General features: G+C 63.0%; 20 protein-coding genes. 14 read left to right on the top strand and 6 right to left on the bottom strand.

Annotation, left to right across the window (positions count from 1 at the left end; all coding sequences use genetic code 11):
• The first annotated feature begins 125 nt into the window (after positions 1 to 125).
• Genes DS839_RS34295 through DS839_RS34270 form a run of 6 tightly spaced genes read left to right on the top strand, consistent with a single transcriptional unit; the run spans position 126 to position 6,417 of the window.
• Positions 126 to 1,748 (top strand): benzoate-CoA ligase family protein, encoded by a 1,623-nt coding sequence (locus DS839_RS34295; RefSeq protein WP_119275059.1) that lies wholly within the window; start codon positions 126 to 128, stop codon positions 1,746 to 1,748.
• Positions 1,745 to 2,980: a kynureninase gene (gene kynU / locus DS839_RS34290; RefSeq protein WP_119275058.1), complete on the top strand. Its 1,236-nt coding sequence runs from the start codon at positions 1,745 to 1,747 to the stop codon at positions 2,978 to 2,980. Before DS839_RS34295 ends, kynU begins: the two co-directional genes overlap by 4 nt.
• On the top strand, positions 2,977 to 3,816 hold the full coding sequence (gene kynA, locus DS839_RS34285) for a tryptophan 2,3-dioxygenase (protein WP_119275057.1): 840 nt from the start codon (positions 2,977 to 2,979) through the stop codon (positions 3,814 to 3,816). The genes kynU and kynA overlap by 4 nt, the downstream gene beginning before the upstream one ends.
• 14 nt (positions 3,817 to 3,830) lie before the next feature.
• Positions 3,831 to 4,433 carry a TetR/AcrR family transcriptional regulator gene (locus DS839_RS34280; protein ID WP_119275056.1) on the top strand — a complete coding sequence of 201 codons (603 nt, stop codon included), beginning with the start codon at positions 3,831 to 3,833 and terminating at the stop codon, positions 4,431 to 4,433.
• Positions 4,430 to 5,320: a fumarylacetoacetate hydrolase family protein gene (locus tag DS839_RS34275; protein ID WP_119275055.1), complete on the top strand. Its 891-nt coding sequence runs from the start codon at positions 4,430 to 4,432 to the stop codon at positions 5,318 to 5,320. The genes DS839_RS34280 and DS839_RS34275 overlap by 4 nt, the downstream gene beginning before the upstream one ends.
• Positions 5,320 to 6,417 (top strand): MBL fold metallo-hydrolase, encoded by a 1,098-nt coding sequence (locus DS839_RS34270; protein WP_119275054.1) that lies wholly within the window; start codon positions 5,320 to 5,322, stop codon positions 6,415 to 6,417. The genes DS839_RS34275 and DS839_RS34270 overlap by 1 nt, the downstream gene beginning before the upstream one ends.
• A 207-nt stretch (positions 6,418 to 6,624) precedes the next feature.
• On the opposite strand, the gene DS839_RS34265 is transcribed toward DS839_RS34270, so the two are convergent.
• Positions 6,625 to 7,785, bottom strand: coding sequence for a M24 family metallopeptidase (locus DS839_RS34265; RefSeq protein WP_368912079.1), 1,161 nt, complete (start codon positions 7,783 to 7,785; stop codon positions 6,625 to 6,627).
• Positions 7,786 to 7,886: 101 nt separating this feature from the next.
• Here DS839_RS34265 and DS839_RS34260 point away from each other — a divergent pair, with 101 nt between their 5' ends.
• Positions 7,887 to 8,216, top strand: coding sequence for an L-rhamnose mutarotase (locus DS839_RS34260; RefSeq protein WP_119275053.1), 330 nt, complete (start codon positions 7,887 to 7,889; stop codon positions 8,214 to 8,216).
• Here the strand turns inward: DS839_RS34260 and DS839_RS34255 are convergent.
• A complete protein-coding gene (locus tag DS839_RS34255) occupies positions 8,131 to 9,114 on the bottom strand; it encodes a LysR family transcriptional regulator (protein WP_162918995.1) in 984 nt (327 codons plus the stop codon). The genes DS839_RS34260 and DS839_RS34255 overlap by 86 nt on opposite strands.
• Positions 9,115 to 9,186: 72 nt before the next feature.
• Here DS839_RS34255 and DS839_RS36770 point away from each other — a divergent pair, with 72 nt between their 5' ends.
• Together DS839_RS36770 and DS839_RS34240 are read left to right on the top strand one after the other, a co-directional pair.
• On the top strand, positions 9,187 to 10,104 hold the full coding sequence (locus tag DS839_RS36770; RefSeq protein WP_162918994.1) for an NAD(P)-dependent oxidoreductase: 918 nt from the start codon (positions 9,187 to 9,189) through the stop codon (positions 10,102 to 10,104).
• A 118-nt stretch (positions 10,105 to 10,222) separates the two neighbouring features.
• Positions 10,223 to 11,146, top strand: a complete 924-nt coding sequence (locus DS839_RS34240; protein WP_119275050.1) for a glycine betaine ABC transporter substrate-binding protein — start codon at positions 10,223 to 10,225, stop codon at positions 11,144 to 11,146.
• Between the two features lie 27 nt (positions 11,147 to 11,173).
• Here DS839_RS34240 and DS839_RS34235 read toward each other — a convergent pair whose 3' ends face one another.
• The 3 genes from DS839_RS34235 to DS839_RS34220 form a co-directional block, all read right to left on the bottom strand.
• Positions 11,174 to 11,650, bottom strand: coding sequence for an allene oxide cyclase family protein (locus tag DS839_RS34235; RefSeq protein ID WP_119275049.1), 477 nt, complete (start codon positions 11,648 to 11,650; stop codon positions 11,174 to 11,176).
• Between the two features lie 154 nt (positions 11,651 to 11,804).
• Entirely contained in the window at positions 11,805 to 12,626 is an 822-nt protein-coding gene (locus DS839_RS36765) for a hypothetical protein (RefSeq protein ID WP_162918993.1), read from the bottom strand.
• 230 nt (positions 12,627 to 12,856) lie between these two features.
• Positions 12,857 to 14,311 carry a DUF1254 domain-containing protein gene (locus tag DS839_RS34220; protein ID WP_119275046.1) on the bottom strand — a complete coding sequence of 485 codons (1,455 nt, stop codon included), beginning with the start codon at positions 14,309 to 14,311 and terminating at the stop codon, positions 12,857 to 12,859.
• 441 nt (positions 14,312 to 14,752) lie between these two features.
• Between DS839_RS34220 and DS839_RS34215 the strand changes: the two genes are divergently transcribed.
• Positions 14,753 to 15,586 carry an AraC family transcriptional regulator gene (locus DS839_RS34215; protein WP_119275045.1) on the top strand — a complete coding sequence of 278 codons (834 nt, stop codon included), beginning with the start codon at positions 14,753 to 14,755 and terminating at the stop codon, positions 15,584 to 15,586.
• Between the two features lie 23 nt (positions 15,587 to 15,609).
• Here the strand turns inward: DS839_RS34215 and DS839_RS34210 are convergent, their stop codons facing one another.
• Positions 15,610 to 16,434 (bottom strand): DeoR/GlpR family DNA-binding transcription regulator, encoded by an 825-nt coding sequence (locus tag DS839_RS34210; RefSeq protein WP_119275044.1) that lies wholly within the window; start codon positions 16,432 to 16,434, stop codon positions 15,610 to 15,612.
• Positions 16,435 to 16,993: 559 nt separating this feature from the next.
• Between DS839_RS34210 and DS839_RS34205 the strand changes: the two genes are divergently transcribed.
• The 4 genes from DS839_RS34205 (at position 16,994) to DS839_RS34190 (ending at position 21,609) form a co-directional block, all read left to right on the top strand.
• Entirely contained in the window at positions 16,994 to 18,499 is a 1,506-nt protein-coding gene (locus DS839_RS34205; protein ID WP_119275043.1) for a sugar ABC transporter ATP-binding protein, read from the top strand.
• Positions 18,496 to 19,479: an ABC transporter permease gene (locus tag DS839_RS34200; protein WP_119275042.1), complete on the top strand. Its 984-nt coding sequence runs from the start codon at positions 18,496 to 18,498 to the stop codon at positions 19,477 to 19,479. Before DS839_RS34205 ends, DS839_RS34200 begins: the two co-directional genes overlap by 4 nt.
• Positions 19,476 to 20,429 (top strand): ABC transporter permease, encoded by a 954-nt coding sequence (locus tag DS839_RS34195; RefSeq protein ID WP_119275041.1) that lies wholly within the window; start codon positions 19,476 to 19,478, stop codon positions 20,427 to 20,429. The genes DS839_RS34200 and DS839_RS34195 overlap by 4 nt, the downstream gene beginning before the upstream one ends.
• 73 nt (positions 20,430 to 20,502) lie before the next feature.
• Entirely contained in the window at positions 20,503 to 21,609 is a 1,107-nt protein-coding gene (locus DS839_RS34190; RefSeq protein ID WP_119275040.1) for an autoinducer 2 ABC transporter substrate-binding protein, read from the top strand.
• Positions 21,610 to 21,838: the final 229 nt, after the last annotated feature.

Below are 21,838 nucleotides of genomic sequence, written 5' to 3'. Positions count from 1 at the left end.
TAGTCCCCTCCATGATCATCGTTATGGTTTATGATAGCGCGATTGACATTGAAGGCAATTATTTTAGAATTAAACTATCGAAGCGGCCGCGATTATTCGCACTAAACCCGCGAGGATTGGATGCAATGATTCCAAGTGCCTATGTCGATACATTCGCCCGCGATCATCTGCCGCCGGCTGGGCAATGGCCTGATCTGATCTTCGAGCTTTCCGACTATCGCTATCCCCAGCGGCTCAATTGCGTGACCGAGCTCCTCGACCGCTGGCTCGCCAAAGACTGGCAAGATCGTCCCTGCCTGATCACCGGAGCCGAGACCGTCACCTATGGCATGCTGGCGGAGCGCGTGAACCGCATCGCCAATGTGCTGGTCAAGGAATTCGGCCTCGAGAGCGGCAACCGCGTGCTCCTGCGCTCGGCCAACAACCCTCAATTCGTCGCCGCCTATCTCGCCGTCATGAAAGCGGGCGGCATCGCCGTCGCCACCATGCCGTTGCTGCGCGCCAAGGAGCTCGCCTACCCGATCAACAAGGCCTGGATCACGCTCGCTTTGTGCGACGTCAGGCTCGCCGAGGAAATGGAAAAGGCGAGAACGCTGGCGCCCGCTCTCCAGCGCATCGTCTATTTCAACAGCCCCGAAGACCGGGGGCTCGAAGCCTTGATGCGCAAAGCTTCGCCCGAGTTCACCGCTTTCGATACGGCGGCGGACGATGTCTGCCTGATCGGCTTCACCTCGGGCACGACGGGCGAGCCCAAGGGCACGATGCATTTCCATCGCGACGTGCTCCTCATCGCCGACGGCTATGGCAAGCATGTGCTCAAGGCCCGAGACAGCGACCGGTTCATCGGCTCGCCGCCACTCGCCTTTACTTTCGGCCTGGGCGGCCTCGTCGTCTTCCCGATGCGGGTCGGGGCCTCCTCCATCCTCCTCGAAAAGGCGACACCGGACGATCTCATCGCCGCCATCGACCAGCACAAGGCGACGGTCACCTTCACCGCGCCAACCGCCTATCGCGCCATGCTGGCGAGGCTCAAGCCCGGATCCTGCGGCTCGTTGCGCAAATGCGTCTCGGCCGGCGAGACTTTGCCCAAGGCGGTATACGAGGCCTGGCACGAAGCGACCCGGATCAAGCTCATGGACGGCATCGGCGCCACCGAGATGCTGCACATCTTCATCGGCGCGCCGGAAGAGAAGATCCGCGCCGGCTCGACCGGCCTGCCGGTGCCGGGCTATCAGGCGAAGATCATCGATTCCGAGGGGAACGAGGTGCCGCGCGGCACGCCCGGACGCCTCGCCGTCAAAGGTCCGATCGGCTGCCGCTATCTCGACGATCCGCGCCAGGGCAACTATGTCGAAAAGGGCTGGAACATCACCGGCGACACCTTCACCCAGGATGAAGAGGGCTATTTCTGGTACCAGGCCCGCTCCGACGACATGATCATCTCGGCCGGCTATAACATCTCCGGACCCGAGATCGAGAATGCGCTTCTGACCCATCCGGCGATCGCCGAATGTGCGGTCGTCGGCGTTGCCGATGAGGAGCGCGGCATGGTGCCCAAGGCCTTCATCGTGCTGAGATCCGGCCACAAGGGGGATGCGCAAATGGTGAAGACGTTGCAGGACCATGTGAAAAGAGAAATCGCGCCCTACAAATATCCGCGCCGCATCGAGTTCCGCGACACGCTGCCCAAGACCCAGACCGGCAAATTGCAGCGCTTCGCCCTCCGCGACGAAGAGGCGCGCAAATGATCACCCGCGAGGAAGCCGAGGCGCTGGACCGAGCCGATCCGCTCGGCGCGCGGCGTGAGCTCTTCGTCATTCCCCAAAACACCATCTATCTCGACGGCAATTCGCTCGGCCCCTTGCCGCGCCATGTGGCGAAGCGCTTGGGCAACGCGGTCAGCGAGGAATGGGGCCAGAGCCTCATTCGCGGCTGGAACGCGCATGGCTGGTTCGATCTGCCGCGCACGCTGGGCGACCGGATCGGCAGGCTCATCGGCGCCAGGCCCGGCACCGTGATCGCTGCGGATTCGACCTCGATCAACCTGGTGAAAGTGCTGACCGCGGCGCTCAAGCTGAAGCCGGGGCGCCATGTCATCCTCTCGGACAGCGGCAATTTCCCGAGCGATCTCTATGTCGCGCAAGGCGTCATCAAGGCCTTGGGCGGCGCGTGGGAATTGCGCATCGTTGAGCCGGAATCGGTCGAAGGCGCCATCGGCGACGATCTCGCGGTGCTCATGCTCACCGAGGTCGATTACCGCACCGGACGCCGGCACGACATGAAGAAGCTCATAGCCAAGGCGCATCAGGCGGGCGCGTTCGCGATCTGGGATCTCTGTCATTCGGCCGGTGCTTTCCCGGTCGACCTCACGGATGGCCATGCCGATTTCGCGGTCGGCTGCGGCTACAAATATCTCAATGGCGGGCCGGGGGCGCCGGCCTTTGTCTATGTGCGGCCCGATCTCCAGGACAGAGTCGAGCCGTCGCTTGCCGGCTGGATGGGACATGCGGCACCTTTCGCTTTCGATCTCGATTATCGCCCGGCCAAAGGCATCGATCGCCTCAGGGCCGGGACACCGGGCGTCTTGTCGATGATCGCGCTCGATTCCGCCCTCGATGTGTGGGACGGCGTCGACATGCAGGCGGTGCGCGACAAGTCCGTCCGCCTGGCCAATCTCTTCATTTCCGAAGTCGAGGGCCGCTGCGCTTCCCATGGGCTGAAGCTCGCGAGCCCGCGTGACGCCGCGGGGCGCGGCAGCCAGGTGTCGTTCCATTGCACCGACGGCTATGCCGTCATGCAGGCGCTCATCGCCCATGGCGTCATCGGCGACTTCCGCGCGCCCGACATCATCCGCTTCGGCCTGACGCCGCTCTATATCGGCTTCGCCGATGTATGGGACGCCGCCCACATCCTCGAGCGCGTGCTGGCCGAAGGCCTGTGGGACCGCGCCGATTTCAAGAAGAAGGCCCAAGTCACATGAGCACCGAGCCCTTCGATCCGAAAAAGGACGGGGCGCTCACCGATTTCACGAGCCGGATGTCCTATGGCGACTATCTCAAGCTCGACCGGATATTGAACGCGCAAGAGCCCTTGTCGCAGGCGCATGACGAGCTTTTGTTCATCATCCAGCACCAGACCTCCGAATTATGGATGAAGCTCGCCATCCATGAATTGAGCGCCGCGGCGCGCGCCATTGCCAGTGATGATCTGCAGCCCGCTTTCAAGATGCTGGCGCGCGTGGCGCGCATCATGGAGCAGCTCAATTCCGCCTGGGATGTCTTGCGCACCATGACGCCCAGCGAATATACGCATTTCCGCTCGAGTCTCGGCCAGTCCTCGGGGCTCCAATCCTATCAATATCGCGCCATCGAATATCTCGCCGGCAACAAGAATGTTGCGATGCTGAAGCCGCATGAGCACCGGCAAGAGCTCTATGACTGGCTCGACGGCATCAGGCGCAAGCCCAGCCTCTATGATGAAGCCATCGCCATATTGGCGCGGCGCGGCTTCACCATCGACGAAACGGTGCTCGAGCGCGACAAGGCCGAGCCCTATCAGCGCAATGACAGCGTCAAGGCGGCCTGGGCCAGGGTCTATCGCGATCCGGCGCAATATTGGGAGCTCTATGAGCTCGCCGAGAAGCTGGTCGATTTCGAAGATTACTTCCGCCGCTGGCGCTTCAATCATGTGACGACGGTCGAGCGCGTCATCGGCTTCAAGCGCGGCACCGGCGGGACATCCGGCGTCGCCTATCTGCGGCGCATGCTGGAAGTCGTGCTGTTCCCCGAATTGTGGGACGTCCGGACCGAGCTTTAGCCCGCAAGCAGATCATGCGAAAAGTCGACTCCCAGAAATACGAGGCCAGGAAACGCCAAATCCTGGACGCCGCCGTCACCTGCTTTGCCAAGAGCGGATTCCACAAGACGACCACCGCGGAGATCTGCGCCGAGGCCCAAATGAGCCCCGGCAATCTCTTCCACTATTTCAAGACCAAGAATGCCATCATCGAAGCGATCGTCGAGCGGGATCGGCGCGAGACGGCGGAACTCCACGAGAAAGCCAGCCAGGCCGAGGATCTCTTCGAAGAAATCTGCAAGCTCATGGAAAAACGTCTCGCCAAGGTGGTTGAACCGGTCCATCGCCAGATCGGCATCGAAATCTTCGCCGAGGCGATGCGCAATCCGGCGATCGGCCGGCTTGCAGCGCGCCGCGACGCAGAGGCTAATGCCGCCTTGATGGATCTCCTCAAGAAGGCGGGGGCGCGCGGCCAGATCGATGCGTCGCTCGACATGAACAAGCACGCGACCTGGATTGCCGCCATGATCGACGGCGCCTTCGGCCGCGCGGCGCTCGATCCACATTTCGATCCAACCGATCAGGGACCGGTCTTGCGCGAAATCCTGACACGCATCCTCAAGCCGACAGTGAAATGAAGATACGTCGCGAATATCGGCCAGGTGGCAGCGTCCTTCAGATCGAGAGGGATGGCGCCTGGGCCGAACTGGCCGAAAGCGAGGCCGCGGCGTTGCAGCTCGGCTGGCTCACGGCCTTGCCGCCACCGCTCACGCAAGGGCCGGAGATCCTGCCCTTCGGGCCGCGCTCCTTTCGCGACGTGCTGCTCTACGAAGATCATTGGGTCCAGTCCTCGCGCGGCTATGTCCGGCGGTTCATGCCGGCGGCGTTCCAGGTGACGGCACTCTACGAAAAGCTGACCGGCACGATCTTTCCCGCCTTCCGGCCGCCGAAGCTCCTCGCCCGGCAACCGGTCTATTATTTCGGCAATCATCTCACCATTGTGCCAAGCGGCACGCCGGTCAAAATACCGTCCTACACAAAGGCGCTCGATTACGAGCTCGAGCTCGGCTGGGTGCTGGCGAAACCCTTGCTCAACGCGACACCGCAAGAGGCGCTCGCGGCGGTGGGCGGCTTCGTCGTGGTCAACGACTTTTCCGCCCGCGACGTGCAGCGCGCCGAAATGCGCTCGGGCTTCGGACCGCAGAAGAGCAAGCATTTCCTGAACTCCATGTCGGCGACAATGGTCACGGCCGACGCCATCTTACCGAAAATCGATGCACTCAAGGCCCGCGTCGAGATCAATGGCAAACTCGTCTCGACGCCGGGCTCCGCGGGCATGCGCTATTCCATCGGCGAAGTGCTGGCGCATCTCTCGCGCGACGAACCGCTGCATCCGGGCGAATTGATCGCGAGCGGCACGCTCCCTGGCGGTTCCGGCCTGGAAGCGGGCCGCCTCCTCGAGAGCGGCGATGAATTGCGGCTCGTCATCGAGGAGGTGGGCGAGATCGTCCACCGGATCGTCTGATGAGCGAGGCGATGCGCAAGGCTGCCTGGCTCAACGGCCCCGACCGCAACGTGACGCGCTTCGGCGAACGCGCGAAATTCCGCGAAGGCCTCTATCGCCTCAGTCCCAAGACCTATGCCTGGATGGTGCCGAACGGTTCGTGGGGCGAAACCAATTTCGGCCTCATCGACTGCGGCGGTAAAAGCATCGTGATCGACACCGGCTGGGACCTCCGTTGCGCGCATGAATTTCTCGACGGCGCGGCCGACCTTCTGGCGCGCTCGCCGGTCGACAGCGTCATCAATACCCATGCCGATGGCGATCACTGCTGGGGCAACCAGCTCTTCGGCAATGTGCCGATCATCGCCACCCATGCCTGCATCGGCCATATGCATCATGTCGAGCCCAAGACGATGCAGCTTCTCGCCAGGGCGGCGCGCGTGATGAAAATCCTGCCGGTGGCGGGCATCGACGTCCTTGGCCATTATGTGAGCGCGATGGTGGCGCCTTACGATTTCACCGGCATCCATATCGTCGCGCCGAACCAGGGCTTTTCCGGCGAGAGGACCATCACGCTCAACGGCATCGACGTCGTGCTCATGGAAATGGGACCGGCGCATACGCCGGGCGATGCGATGATCTTCGTCCCTTGCGAGAAAGTGCTCTATGCCGGCGACATCGTCTTCACCTCCTCAACGCCGGTGGTCTGGGCGGGGCCGGTCGCCAACATCACCGGCGCCTTACGCAAGGTGCTGAGCCTCGATGCCGACGTCATCGTCGCCGGCCACGGGCCGCTCGCGACGCGCGCCGATGTCGAGCTGCAGCTCGCTTATTGGGAGCTCATCCAGGAGGAGCTCGATCGCCGCCGCAGGCAGGGCAGGCGCGCCGATGCGGCGGCTGCCGATCTCCTGCTCAGCGCCAAATTCCAGGCCACGCCTTTCGCTGCCTGGGATTCGCCCGAAAGGCTGCTGCGCAATGCGCAGGCGCTCTACGAGGAATGGGGCGAGCGCCCGGCCCGATTGCCGGAGAAGCTCGCCAGGCTCGACACGCTGCGCCGGCAAGGCCTGCTGGCGCTCAGACTTCCCGAGGCGACGCCGCAAGTGATGCATCGCCGCTAGGGACGGCCCGTTTCAGGGATTTGCAGGGAATATCAGGGAATTTTTGAAAAAATTACCCACTCCAGCAATATCAAGGGGTTAGAATCTCGAGCAGGGAATTTGCCAATTCGAGCAGGGAATTTGCACGTCAGAGCGTCACACGGCCAAGCGCAATGTTCCACGCTGATATTTCCCAAATCTCACGGCTTGGCCCACGATTGCAAGGGGTCAGACCTTGCCGCGATTCCAGCCGCGGCCGCCATCGCCATAGGGCTCATAGCCCGTCTTGGTCACGGCGACCGTGTCCTCGAGCTTCACATAGCCGCGCTTGGGATGGGGCAGAGTGGTCTCGATCGAGATGACCATGCCTTCTTCGAGCGGCAGATCCTCGTCATAGGCGGGATAGGGCACGGGACCTGAGCCCGTGAGGCGCGGCGCCTCATGCGGGATCATGCCCATGCCATGGGCGCAGAAATGCATGATGTTCCGGTGCGGCGCCGTCTTGAACACCTTGTCGGCCTCGACATAGATGTCACCGCCGCGGGCGCCGGCCCGGATCGGCCTGCGCGCCGCCTGCTGGATCATGTCGACCTCGGCGAGCAGGTCCTTCAGCTCCTGGTCGGGCTCGCCGAGCACGGCCATGCGGCAGAGATCGCCGATATAGCCTTTATAATTGCCGCCGGAATCGAGCGAGAGCACCTCGCCCTTGTTCCAGCTGTCGGGCGAGGGCGAGCGGTTGTGGCTCGATCCCACGGTGATGAGACAATATTCGAAAGTGAGGCCGCGCTTGACCTCTTCGAGCCGCAAGGCCTCCGCCAATTGCTTCTTGGTCGAGCCGGGCCCGTGCGCGCCCATGACCGCGAGCATGGATGAGACGACGCCTTCCGACGCCTTCTTGAGGAGCTCGAGCTCTTCCGGCGTCTTGACCGCGCGCAGCCGCTCCAGCGGGAAGAGCGCATCGACGATCTCGACATTGGGCGCCGCGTCACGCAGGGCGGCATGGGCATCGGCCGGGAGGAAGCCCATCTCGACCCCCAAGGTGCGAATGGGCCCGAGCTTCTTCAGGTGGTCGGCGGCGAGCCGCATCACATCGAGCGTGCCCCAGGACTTGGTCTCGACCGTCGAAGGCCAGAACTTGTCGAGCTGGCGCTCATAAATCTCGAGCCCATTGCCGAAATAGGCGGCCTGATCGGGGCGGCCCTTGCGATAGATCATCACCGGCAGATAGCGGCTGACGCCGATCGCATCCATGAAATCGAAGAAGAAGAAACGATAGCCGCCGAGCAGATACTGGATATTGTGCTTGGAGGTGAGGAGGAGGACATCGATCCCGGCCTTGTCCATGAGACCGTCGAGCTTTGCCTGATCGAAAGGCAGAGCCTTGGCCATCGTTTTCTCCTCAGCATGCGTCATCGTCATCGTGTCTCACTCCCTGACCGCTCGTTTCCATTTGTGTTACAATAACATAGTGCAACGGAAGGGAACAGCGCATGCAGCGAATGGGTCTCGTCATCGGCCTCAGGCCTGAGGTCATCCCCGAATATAAGAGGATCCATGCGCAAGTCTGGCCCGAGATCCTGGCGCTGATCAGCCGCTGCAATATCCGCAACTATACGATCTTCCTGCGCGAGCCCGAGAACCTGCTTTTCGCATCTTGGGAATATCATGGAGAGGATTTCGCCGCCGACATGGCGCTGATGCGCGCCGATCCCCGCATGCAGGACTGGTGGCGCATCACCGACCCGATGCAGGTGCCGCTGTCGTCGCGCAAGAAAAGCGAATGGTGGGCGCCGATGGAGGAAGTGTTCCATCACGAGTAAGATCGGCGGGAGTGTCGTCGCCGGAGAATGCCGATATGACTTTATGCAATGCCGCTTCCAACTCATCGATGTGGCGGATGCCGGTGCGGCCTCTCAGCGCGTAGATCGGGGCATGGCCGAGCGGCGGCAGACAGTAGGGGTCGTCGATGCAGACGAGGCCTGCAGGTATCGTGCCCTGCGCCATGGCCGTCACCGCTGCCCCAGAGCGTATGCCGGCAATGATGCCGGCGTGATTGCGGCTTTGGATGGCGACGCGCCAGCCGAGACCGGCGGCTTCCAGAGCGGTGATCATCGCCTTGCGGAAGACACAGCCCTCAGGATAGGCGGCAAGGGCGATGGGTGGTGACACATCCATCACCCGCGCGGCGCTGCCGACCCAGTAGAGCGCCGGCTCGCCGAGCAGGATCGCGGTTTCCGGAGGATTGGCGAGAGTCGCAATGGCTATGTCGAGATCCTGCTTCTCTACGGCGGCGGCAAGATTGGCGCTCAGATCGCATCTGATATCGAAGTCGATCCTGGCCTGGGCGCCGAGCAGAGCGGCGATCACATCCGGCAAAAAACCAAGCGCATAATCGTCCGGTATGCCGATCCGCACGCGTTCGACGACGGCGCGGCTTCGGCTGGCCGAGATCAACTCGTCATAAGAGGCGAGCACGACCAGCGCCTTGGCGTAGAAATCGGCGGCAAACGGGGTCGGGTCCAGCCGATGATGGCGACGGATGAAGAGCGGGCGCGCCAACTCGTCTTCCAGCATCTTGAGACGCATGCTCATCGCTGCCTGAGTGCAGCCGAGCGCCACGGCGGCGCGCGACAGCGACCCCGCCTCGTAGATCTCGACAAAACTGCGCAACAGCCTGATTTCGATATTCATCGCATCATCGCCTCTTATGGTGGGCATCAACGCAATTTGCTTGTGCTCACTATAGCCATGGGTCAGGCTCGCCGGCAAATAAGAGGCGGCGCGACGCAGATGAAAGTCGGTTTCATTGGGCTGGGCAGGATGGGTTGCGCGGTCGCGCGCAATATCCTGCGGGCTGGCCATCAGCTTACCGTCCACGACATCCGTCCCGAAGCCGCTGACACCCTCGTCGCGGAGGGCGCCCGATGGGCGGCAAGCCCGGCAGAGTGCGCGGCCCATGCCGATTGCGTGATCACCATGGTGTTTGGCCCGGCCGAAGTGGAGGCCATCGTGACAGGACCGGACGGACTGCTGTCAGCGGCGCGGCACGGTCTCGTCTGGGTCGACATGACGACCAACCGCCCGAGCCTTCTCCGGCATCTGGCAACACTTCTCGGCGACAAGGGAGTTTCCACGATCGACGCACCGGTCACTGGCGCGATCGACGGCGCGATCAAGGGCGAGCTCACTTTGTTTGCCGGCGGTTCCGCCGATCTGGTGGAAAGCGTCCGTCCCATCCTGGGCGCGGCAGGACGTATCATCTTCGTCGGGCCCCTCGGCTCGGGAGGTGTCGTCAAGCTCGTCACCAATCAGTTGTGGTTCATTCATGCCGCGGCAATCGGCGAAGCGATGGTGACGGCGCGCAAGGCCGGCGTGGATCTGCTTGCCTTGTGGGAAGCGATGAAATCAGGCGCCGCCGACAGTTTCGTTTGCCGGCATGACGTCCCGTCGATCTTCGCCGGCCACTATGATCCCTCCTTCACGCTCGATCTGTGCTGCAAGGACCTGGCGCTGATCGCCGGTCTTGCCGAGGAACAGACAGTCGATGCGGATCTGACGCGCCTCGTGCGCGCCAAGTTCGAGGCGGCCCGGCGGCGCTATGGCGGAAGTGAAGGCGAACTCAGCGTGTGCCGGGCCATCGAGCAACAGGCGGGAGTGGATCTCAGAGTGCCCGGCAACTGGCCAAAACACTGGGAAACAGCCACATAGAGCGCCTGGCGATTCTCATAGAATCGCCCCGGCGCTCTATTTTTTGTTTGCGCATCGGATTACCCGAAAACCGCTTCGCACTTTTCGGTCCGATGCTCTGGCACAGGAGGAGACAGCCATGCTCAAACTCATCATGCTCGCCGGTATTTCCTTTCTGCTTCTCACATCGGCAGCCGCCGGCAAGGAGCCCGACAGCTGCCGCGCGCCGCGCATCGCCGATGGCGGCTGGACCGACAATACCGCGCAGAACGCCCTGGCGATGACGGTCCTGCGCCATCTCGGCTATGAGCCGAAGGACCAGCTCTTGAGCGTGCCCGTCATCCTTGAAAGCCTCAAGAACAAGCAGATCGACATCTGGCTCGACAATTGGATGCCAAGCCAGACCACCGAGGTGCGCCCCTATCTCGACGCCAAGACGATCGAGAGCTTTGCCGTGAACCTCGAGGGAGCGGGCTATGGTCCCGTGGTGCCCGCCTATGTGGCGGAGGCCGGCGTCAGGTCGCTCGCCGACCTCGCGGCGCAAGGCGAGAGATTCGGCCGCAAGATGTATGGCATCGAGCCGGGCAATGACGGCAATCGAATCCTGCAAGGCAAGATCGATGATCCGGCTAACGGGCTCAAGGACTGGAGCCTCGTCGAGTCGAGCGAACAGGGCATGCTGGCGCAGGCCGAAAAAGAGCTCGGCAAAAAGAACTGGATCATCTTCCTCGCCTGGACGCCGCATCCGGTGATGGGCAAGATGCCGATCAGCTATCTTTCAGGTTTCGAGAAGGACGGTTTCGGGCCGGCGACCATCCATACGCTGGTCCGCTCCGGCTATGGCGAGGAATGCGCCAATGTGGCGCGCTTCCTGAAGAACCTGAAGTTCACCGTCGAGATGGAAGGTGCTGTGATGGAGGACATCCTCGCCAACAAGGATGCCGCGCAATCGGCGACGATGTGGCTCACGGCGAATCCGGGCGTGCTCGACCAGTGGCTCGCGGGCGTCACCGCCTGGGACGGCAGCGACGGCAAGGCGGCGGTGCTCGCCAAGTTGAAATAGGTTTGCGCAGGACTGGGGCTAGGCGCTTTACTTGATCAGGCTGTATTTGAAGTCATAGGCGCTGCCCTTGGCGTCCCGTGCGTGGAGCGCCATTTCGCCGCGAGCGCCGGCATATTTGCCGGTGCCGCCGGTGACCGCCAGCACGGAGTCGCCGGCATCAAGGAAAGGACCCGCGACGGTGATCTGGCCGTCGGCGAGCGTCAGCGTCCAGAAGCATTCCCAGGATTTGCCGGCGACGGTGCGGATGCACCAGCCGGTGCTAGTGCCGACCTTCTGGGCATCCTTCGCGTCGAAGACCTCATTGGCGAAGGTCAGGAGGTCGCCCACGCTGTCGCCCTTGGCGCCAGTATCGGTGACGGTGTCGGTCGTCGCATGCTCGATGACGTCGAGGCGGGTTGTCTTCGCGCTGCCGGCAGGCAAGGTGACGGCGAACAGGCCGGCTGCGAAAATGACGAAGGAAACGGCCGGCGACACGGAAAGTAGTTTGAGGAGACGGCGCTGCATTTCATCCTCCCTTGGGATCGGCATCAGCCTGGTCTCGCCCCCGACGGAAAGACTATACCTCAGGCGGCCGGGATGAACAGCGTAGGACATGCCGGACAGCATTGTCCCGCGATGGTCGCATCGCGGGACAACGGAGCTTTTCGGATGTCGCGGCTTATTTGCCTGCGAGAAGCGCGTCGACGGCAGCCTTGACTTCCGGGGTTACCGGCTTGTTCGCCGCCGTCTCGAGCGCGGTATTCGCGACCTCGGCTGCGGCATCGGCTTCGGCTTGCGCCTGCTGCGCGGCTGGGTCGGCCGCTATAGCGGCAGCCTCCGCCGCAGCTTGGGTCGCTTGCGCCGCGGCCAAGGCATCGGCGGCGTCATCGACCGCCTGTTGCGCGGCGTCGATCTCAGTCTGATCTGCGCCGGCGACCTGCAGGCCCGTAAGGGTCTGCTGCTTGGCCGCGAGATCGTCGGCAGCCAGCTTGGTCTCCGCGGCCGCAGCCACCGCCGCTGGATTGCCCGCGATGGCCGCGGCAGCGGCCTCGTCCGCCTCCGCCTGGGCGTCGATCGCGGCGTCATTCGCAGCCTTATAAGCGGCGATCTTGCCGACGCGCGAATTGGGCGAGGCATTGGCCAGGGCTTTCGACGATGCATGCGCCGCATTCAAGGCGCCGAGCTCGTTGGCGAGGCTCTTGTCCTTGCTCTTTTCGGACGCCTTGCTCGATGACGACTTGCCCGCCTGGCCGGCATTCGCCGACTGGCTTCCCCCGCCGGCACTGCTTGCGCCGGCATTGCCTTGCGCGCCACCGCTGCCGCCGCCGCCGTTTCCGCCGCTACCACCCTTGCCACCACCATTGCCCCCGCCATTTCCGCCCTTTTCGGCGAAAGCCTGATCATAGGACAACAGATCCGAATGACCGGCGATGGAAGGTCCAACGATGAGCAAGGCCGAAAGAGAAACGGCCAGCACGAAGCGGCTTGAACAGACAACCATGGAATACCCTCTCAAAAAATATGCCATCCCGATTCTGGCGAGGGTAACTCTAGGCGAGGGGTTCCTCATTTACCAAGCGCTATATTTGAAGGATAGCCAACAAGCGCAGGTTTTTATGCAGTTTGTAAGATCATCATCCTGTTATCCAGTTACCGCACGAGCCGGGCCGCAAGGCCTGACATGCCGATGCCAACAGTCAGCGCGCAAACCATCATCGGCTGTCCTCTTGCTCATTTCGCGCGCTCAAGCGGTGGCGTTTCCCATTTGCCGTCAAGCGCCTCGGGCTTCGGCCAATAGAGGCGCATGACGAGGAAAAACGGTCCGGCAGGTGCGGGCAACCAGTTCGACTCCTTGTCCATGCCGGGAGTCTGGTTCTGGACGTAAAGCGTGAGCCCGCCATCCGCGTCCGTCTTCAGATTCGGCAGCATCGGCGAATTGATCAGATAGCGATTGAGCGGATTGGCGGAAAGAAGGCTTGCGGGCAGCGCGTAAAGCGTCAATGACCAGAAGGCGTTGACCGGCGGCAATTGTCCGGGGGCGAGACGCAAGGTGTATTGTTTGGCCCCGCTCAGTGGCTTTCCTTGGGAATCGACGAAGTAGACCGGATAGATGGCTTCTTCCTTCGAATTGCCATAGATGCCGAGGACGGCTCCCGCCATGCGGTCGATATAGCTGCCCTTCAGATGCTCGCGTGTTCCGAAGCAATCGGCGCTGCGCTTGTGGGTGTCGAGCTGGGTTCTCTTGAATTGCTTGAAGGTATTCCACGCATCTGCCATCCCGTCGGTGACGGCAGCGCGAAGCTCGGGGGAAAGCGCCTGCGGATCGAAGGTCTTGCCGGCGCCGATGCCAAGCGTGGCGAAGCGCGCCATCAGCTCGGTTTCGGAAGGATGTGTCGGACAGAATTGCAGCAGAAAATTCAGGACCGTGAAGAAGGCGGGCGACGTCTTCTCCGCTTCCGGGCTCAAGGGCTTGAGAAAATCGATCTTCGGTGCCGGGGCGGGCTTCGGCTGGTTCAGAAAGGACGATAGCGGCTGAACCTTGTAGCCGGCCTGGACCTTCTTGACGTTCTCGATGTCGTCGGGGCCGAAGAGCTGGGTGCGATAAAGGACGAAGGCGAATTGCGTCTCACACGGTATCACCGCCTTGATGCCAGGCGGCGTCTCGCCTTTCCAGCCAGGGCCGGCGAGGATGAAATTTCCTGCCGCATTTCCCGTGGCGCGGCTGCCGACATAGGCGAAATTGAAAGTGTACATGTCGATGAACTGGAGCGAATAGTAGCGGTCCTTCTCGATCTCCGGCACCGTGAACACCAAGGGCTCGGCCCTGAGATCGGCGCCGACATAGGAATAGGGCGTGTCCGAATTCGGCGTCTGGATGGCCTTGTCGTCGGGCGTGTAGACGCGCGCATTGTTGAAAATGGTGTTCCACGGCGCCTTGAATTCGGGTCCGCCCCGATCGACAAAATAGGAATATTGGACGCGATAGCTGTCCACCATCGGGAAGCCGTAGATATAGGCTTCCTGGGTAATCGGCCTGGCTGCGGACGGAGAGAGGGATTGCGCCTTTGCCGTCATCGGCATGAAGGCGCTCGCCGTCAATGAAGCGGCACCAAGGACAACATCGCGCCGGCGATATCCAGCCGGGGCATCGATGGCCGGAAGGGTATTCGGAAGTCTTGTCGACATCGGATAAGTCCATCAAGGGCGGGATGCCCGACAGCGGGCGCAAGGATAACTCACGAAAAGGCGCCGGGCCACGGGCATGAGCCCGGCGAAGCCATGGCGGAAACCGGGCCCATACATGCCCAACGCCGATTCCGCGGCAGGCGCCTCGGCGACCGGCATTGCCCCCAGCCCCGGAAGCAATGCGTCACTGACGATGCGAGTGGGGATTGTCGTCAGCTTCTCTTTCGGTGATCGTCGAGACCCTTGCCGGCCTGCCCGCCCGTCGGCGGACCCTCCCGGCATTAAACCTTCGCCCAACGCCTCTATATAGTTGGACCAAGGTCCATCGCCCTCGACCGCGATGCACAAGCGGTGGGTCGAATTGGAAGAAAAGCGCAATATCGGTCAAACAAGCGCTTGGCTCAGCGGGCATGATGCCGGCCAGGCTTTGTGAGGATTGCCATGAATCCCGCGGAAAGAGCGCTCTGGTTCGTCGAAAGCCACTTCGCCCAGGACATTTCCCTCGACGAGGTAGCGGCGGTCGGCGGCGTCTCGCGCTATCACATGACGCGCGCTTTTGCGGCGGCGACCGGCATGTCGGTCATTGCCTATGCCAAGGCGCGGCGCCTGAGCGAGGCGGCGAAGAAGCTCAGCCACGGTGCCCCCGACATCCTCACCGTCGCTCTCGAGGCGGGCTATGGGTCCCACGAAGCCTTCACCCGCGCCTTCCGCGACCAGTTCGGCCTGACGCCGGAACAGCTGCGGGGAGGGCGCATCCTCGACATCGTCCAACTCGTGGAGCCCATTGCCATGAACGATACACCGCCCAACGCCCTCAAGCCGCCGCGCATCGAAACCGGCAAGACCCTGCTCATCGCCGGACTGAGCGAACGCTATACGCATGCGTCGAGCGCCGCCATTCCCTCGCAATGGCAGCAGTTCCAGCCGCATATCGGCCATGTGCCCGGCCAGATCGGCAATGTCGCCTATGGCGTCTTCTACAATACCGACGACAGCGGCAATATGGATTACATGACCGGCGTCGAAGTCGCCGATTTCTCCGACCTGCCGAAGACTTTCGCGCGATTGCGCGTGCCGCAGCATCTCTATGCGGTATTCGCCCATGAGGGGCACATCTCGACCATCCGCGGCACGATGAACGCCATCTGGAACAGCTGGCTGCCGCAATCGGAATACGAGGCCGCGGACGCGCCGGGCTTCGAGCGCTATGACGCGAAATTCGATCCCCATTCCGGTCTCGGCGGCTTCGAGATCTGGATCCCAGTGAAGAAGTAAAGGCGCCCCTCACCCTCCCGGTGCTACGCACCGGGCCCCTCCCTCTCCCCGCTGCGCGGGGCGAGGGTATCATCCTTGCCGACCTTGGCGATGATGGTGCGGATGCCGGCGTCTTCCAGCATCCTGGCATGCTCGCCCGACAGGCCGTCATCGGTGATGAGAGTCGAGATGCGCGACAGCGGCAGGACGCTATAGCGGGTGCGGATCGCGAATTTGCGGCTGTCGGCGAGGAGCACCAATTCATCGGCGCGGGACAGCAGTCGCTCCGACTCGCGCGCGATCAAAGGATGCGATTCCATGATGCCGTTGGGACCGATGCCTTGCGCGCCGAGGAACAATTTCGAGGCATAGAAATCGGGCGGGCCCGAGCCTTGCGCATAGATGATGCCGGGCTCGCGATAGAGCTCGCCGCCGGCAAGGGTCAAATGACAGGAGCCGTCCTCCCACAGGCGCGCCGCGAGCGGCATGGAGTTGGTGTAGATCTTCACATTGCGGCGCGCGAGCCTGAGCGCGAAGAGATAGCAGGTGGTGCCGCCATGGATGATGAGGGCGTCGCCGTCGCGCACCAGGGCTTCGGCCTCGCGCGCAATGGCGCGCTTGGCATCGACCGCCAGCATGCGGTTCTCCTCGAAGGGGCGCGCGGCCAGACGCTCGGGCGATGAATCATGCAGGCCTGAGGCAATGCCGCCGAAGACCTTGCGCACATTGCCCGCCGCATGCAGCTTGGCGATGTCGCGGCGAATGGTGGCGGGCGACACTCTCAGGACGTCGAGCAGGTCCTTCACCGTCGCGAAAGGCCGCTCCTTCAGCGCATCGAGGATGAGACGGTGACGTTCGCTCTCATCCATGATGGTGCTGCTGGAAAGTTGCCCCTTCTCCCGCGCGCAGCGTGGGAGAAGGTGGCCGACAGGCCGGATGAGGGCTCTTTCGTGCAGTGTGCTCTGATCTCGGAGAGCACTCCTTGCTGAGACAAAGAGCCCTCACCCGCCCTTCGGGCACCCTCTCCCATTGCTGCGCAACGGGAGAGGGGGAAACCTGGGGAGGGCCGCAAGTTTGATCAGCGATGATCACAGGCGTGAGCGTGCACTCACGCTTATTTGTCAGATGATTGCGATTCATGGCTTGACCATAATTGCTCATCATTGTTCAATCTTAATCATGATGAGGCCCTCAGGCAATGGCAAGCCTGGTCTCGAAGCCCTCTGCGGCGGCGCCGGATAGCCCCGCGGGAAATCAATAAAAACGGACATATCCGGGTGGGAGGAAGATGCGGATGGACTGCATTGGCGGTATTTCCCGGAAAGCATTCTGCGGGATCGCCCCGATCGCATTCCCGGCTCCCGACCTGAGAGAGTTGATTAATCTCGCTCACTGTGATCATGGCTGCGCTGGGCGGAGAAACCCGCCATGACCGCGCTGGTCGAGCTCAAAAACATCTCCAAATCCTTCGTCGGCGTGCGCGTCCTCAATGCGGTCGATTTCGACGTCAGGCCGGGCGAGGTGCATGCGCTCTTGGGCGAGAATGGTGCGGGCAAGTCGACCCTCATCAAGATCATCGCCGGGGTGCATGCGCCCGATGAAGGCGAGATCCGGATCGGCGGCGATCAGGTGAAATTCGCCAATCCCGGCCAGGCGGTGAAAGCCGGCATCGCCATCGTCTATCAGGAACTGCTTCTCTTCCCCGAGCTCTCGGTCGCCGAGAACATCTTCCTCAATCACGCGCCGCGCAATCGCTGGGGCGGCCTCGACTGGGCGCAGATGCGCGAGCGCTCGCGGCAACTCCTGGACGATCTCGATTCGCATCATCTCGATGTCGATACCAAGGTCGGATCCCTGTCGGTCGCCAACCGGCAGCGCATCGAGATCGCCAAGGCGCTGTCGCAGAATGCCCGCGTCGTCATCATGGACGAGCCCACCGCGTCGCTCGCCGAAGCCGACGTCCAGCAATTGATGACCATCATCCGGCGCTTGCGCGACAGGGGTGTCGGCATCGTCTATGTCAGCCACAAGCTGCCGGAGATCTTCGCGCTCGCCGACCGGGTGACGGTCCTGCGCGACGGCAACCATGTCGGCACGAAGGATATCAAGGACGTCAGCGAGCGCTCGCTGGTCGCGATGATGGTCGGGCGCTCGATCGACCAGCTCTTCCCCAAGGAAGAGGCGAAGATCGGGCCGCCGCGGCTCGAGCTTCGCGACGTGTCGCATGGCAAGGGGGTGCGCAATGTCTCCTTCACCTTGCGCGCCGGCGAGATCGTCGGCATTGCCGGCCTCGTCGGCTCGGGGCGCACCGAGACGGCGCTCACCATCTTCGGCATCACGCCCAAGACGTCGGGCGAGATCCTCATCGACGGCAAGCCAGTCCATATCAAGTCGCCGAGCCAGGCGCGCGATCTCGGCATCGCCTATGTGCCGGAGGACCGCGGCCTGCAGGGCCTGGTCAGGCCGCAGACCATTGCCGAGAACATCTCGCTCACCGTGCTCAAGAAGCTGGCGCGCGCATTGATCGTCGATCGCGGCAAGGAAGACCGGCTGGCGCGCGATTTCATCAAGCGCCTGGGGATCAGGGCGCGGGGGCCTGGACAAGCGGCGCGCCAGCTCTCGGGCGGCAACCAGCAGAAGGTCGTCCTCGCCAAGTGGCTCGCGGCCGAGCCCCGGATCCTCATCATGGACGAGCCGACGCGCGGCATCGATGTCGGCGCCAAGTCGGAGATCCATGCGCTCATGTCGAAGCTGGCGCAAAGCGGCCTCGCCATCCTGATGATCTCGAGCGAACTGCCGGAAGTGCTCGGCATGAGCGACCGGGTGCTGGTGATGAATGGCGGGCGCATCGTCGCCGAGATCGCGCGCGAGGATGCCACGGCCGAAACGGTCGGCGCCGCCATGACGCTGGCGCAAGCGGAGGAGGCGGCATGAGCGACATCGCCCTGCCGCGGCGCCGCCCCGCCTATTTCGCGCGTCTCTTCGAAGCCTATGGCCAGGAGATCGTCGTCCTCGCCGCCATCGTGGTGCTGTTCATCGTCGTCGGCCTCTACAATCCGCGCTTCCTCTCCGACACCAACCTCACCAGCATCTTTTCCGGCAATGCCTATATCGCGGTGGCGGCGATCGGCATGGCGATGGTCATCATCTCCGGCCATATCGACGTCTCGGTCGGCTCGCTTATCGGCGTGCTCGCCACCATCGCCGGGACGCTCGCGGTCCAGGGCTATCCGATCTGGGTCGCGTGGATCGTCCCGATCCTGGTCGGCATCGTCATCAACACTTTCCTCGGCGCGCTCATCGCCTATATGCGCGTGCCCTCGATCGTCGCATCGCTCGGCATGCTGTCGATCCTCAAAGGCGGGCTCATCAGCCTGACCGGCGGCACCTGGATCACCGGCATGCCGCCCGGATTCTTCATCGCCCAGGCGCGGCTCTTCGGCATTCCGGCGCCGGTCTACTTCATGGTGATCCTCACCATCGTCATGGCGCTGTGGATGCGCTATTCGGCGATGGGGCGCTCGATCTATGCGGTCGGCGGCAATGCCGAAGCGGCGCGCGCCTCGGGGCTTTCCCCTGAGCGCACCTGCGTCCTCGTCTTCGCGCTGCACGGGTTGTTCGCCGGCATCGCGGCCTTGCTCTTCGCCACGCAATTGCAGGTCATCCAGTCGACCGTGCCGCCCAATCTCGAACTCACCGTCATCACCGCGGCGGTGATCGGCGGCGTCTCGATCCTCGGCGGCACCGGCACGGTGATCGGCTCGACGCTCGCCGCCATCCTCTTCGCCTGCATCGGCTCGGCGCTGATCTTCCTCAATGTGTCGGCCTATTGGCTGCGCGCGGTGCTGGGCCTCCTGATCCTCGCCACCGTGCTCGCCGACATGGCGCGGCGGCGCCGGAGCCTCGTCCCATGACCGCCGCATTGCGATCATTGCTGCTGCGGCACGAGGCGATCCTGGGCGTCCTGCTCATCGCGGCGCTCGTCATCCTCGCCTTCCAGTCCGACCGCTTCTTCACCGCCGACAACCTGCTCAATCAGGGGCGGCTCATGGCCGAGGTCGGCCTCGTGGCGCTCGCCATGACCTTCGTCATCGTCACCGGCGGCATCGATCTCTCGGTCGGCTCGATCCTGGGACTCGTCGCCATATTGCTCGGCGTGTTCTGGCAGAAGCTCGGCCTGCCGCTGCCGCTCGCCATGGTGCTCGGCATCGTCGTCGGCGGGGTGGCGGGCCTCGTCAACGGCCTCATCATCACCCGCTTCGGCGTGCCGCCGCTCATCGCGACGCTGGCGACGCTCGCGCTTTATCGCGGCCTCGCCGAGGGCATCAGCCAGGCGCGCTCGGTGCGAGGCTATCCCGACTGGTTCTTCGCGCTGGGCCAGGGTGAGTTCCTGGGCGTGCCCACGCAATTGTGGGTCTTCGCCATCCTCGCTTTCATCGCCGCCATCATCCTCGGCCTCTCGACCTTCGGGCGCGCCACCTATGCGATCGGCTCCAACGCCGTCGCCTCGCGCTTTTCGGGCCTCAGCGTCGATCGCACGCTGCTTCTTATATATACGGCCTCGGGCCTCATCGCCGGGCTCGCCGCGGTGATCTTCGTGTCGCGAGTCTCGACCACGCGCTCCGACATGGGCACCGGGCTCGAGCTTGACGTCATCACCGCCGTGGTCTTGGGCGGCACCAGCATCTTCGGCGGGCGCGGCACGATCATCGGCACGCTGCTCGGCCTCGTCCTGATGCAGGCGCTGAAGAACGGGCTTGCCCTCGCCGGCGTCAAGGGCGACGGCACCATCGTGGTGATCGGCGCCGTGCTCATCGGCACGATCCTCATCAGCAATATGTTTCGCAAGGATGCAGACGGTTGACCAAAAGGGAGAGTCCGGATCTCAGGGCCGTCAGCAGAATCAAGGTCCGGATGTGAAGCGCAAGGAGCATGACATGATACACAAGACATTGATTGCCGCTGTCGCCTTGACCGCCATGACGGGGAGCGCATTTGCCGCCTCGGCCTGGACCGGGGGCGACGATTTGCCGACCAATCCCTTGGCCTGCGACGGCACGCCCGGTGCCGCCGTGGCCAAGCCCTATGACGGCGGCGAGCCGACCGGCGCCCCCGACCGCAAGGGCAAGAAGATCACCGTCGTCGATATACCGAAGCTCATCGGCATCGGCTATTTCAACGCCACCTCGAAGGGCATCGCCGATGCGGCCAAGGAGCTCGGCAATGTCGATGCCAAGACCGACGGTCCGACCCAGGCCAATATCGACCAGCAGATCACCTTCATCGACAATTACATAACGAGCGGCGTCGACGGCATATTGTTCGCCGCCAACGATCCCGTCGCGATCGCCCCGGTGTTGAAGAAGGCGCTGAGCAAGGGCATCAATGTCGTGGGCTATGACGCGAATTCCGAGCCCTCGGCCCGCCAGTGGTTCGTCAACCAGGCCGAGTTCAACGGCATCGCCAAGGCGATGGTCGACAACATGGCCAAGGAGATCGGCGAGGAGGGCGCTTTCGCCATCGTCACCTCGACCTTCACCACGCCGAACCAGGCGCGCTGGATCGCCGAGATGGGGGCCTATGCCGAGAAGTGCCATCCCAAGATGAAATGGCTGGAGACGGTCGAGGCGCAGGAAGACAATGTGCTGTCCTTCAACCAGGCGACGACGCTGATCAACAAGCATGGCGATGAGCTGAAAGGCATCTTCGGCATGACCAGCGTCGCGACACCGGCTTCCGCCGAAGCGGTCACGCAGGCGAACAAGTGCGGCACGATCGCGGTGGTCGGCCTCGCCACGCCCAATGCGATGAAGCCCTATGTCGAGAAGGACTGCGTCAAGTCGGTGGTGCTGTGGAACCCGGTCGATCTAGGCTACGCCGCGATGCATGTGCTGCGCGCCGTCGCCGATGGCGATCTGAAGGCCGGCGCCACCTCGGTCAAGGCCGGCAAGCTTGGCGATCTCCAGGTCATCAACGGCTCGGAGATCCTGCTCGGCGCGCCCTTCGTCTTCACCAAGGAGAATGTCGGCCAATTCGATTTCTAAATAGGCGAGCCCTCTCCAGTCCTTCCCCCTCTCCCGTTGCGAAGCAATGGGAGAGGGTGCCCGAAGGGCGGGTGAGGGCTCTTTGTCTCAGCGAGGGATTCTCGTCGAGATTTGAGCACATTGTTACGAAAGAGCCCTCATCCGGCCTTCGGCCACCTTGTATGGGGCTTTTTGTCAAGGTCACTTTTTCCCACATTTTACTCCTTCTGTTTGGTGGAGGTGCACAGAG

This window comes from Taklimakanibacter deserti, from assembly GCA_003574785.1.
The sequence above is the reverse complement of the archived record's forward strand: the minus strand, read 5'-3'. Positions and strand labels throughout refer to the sequence as shown.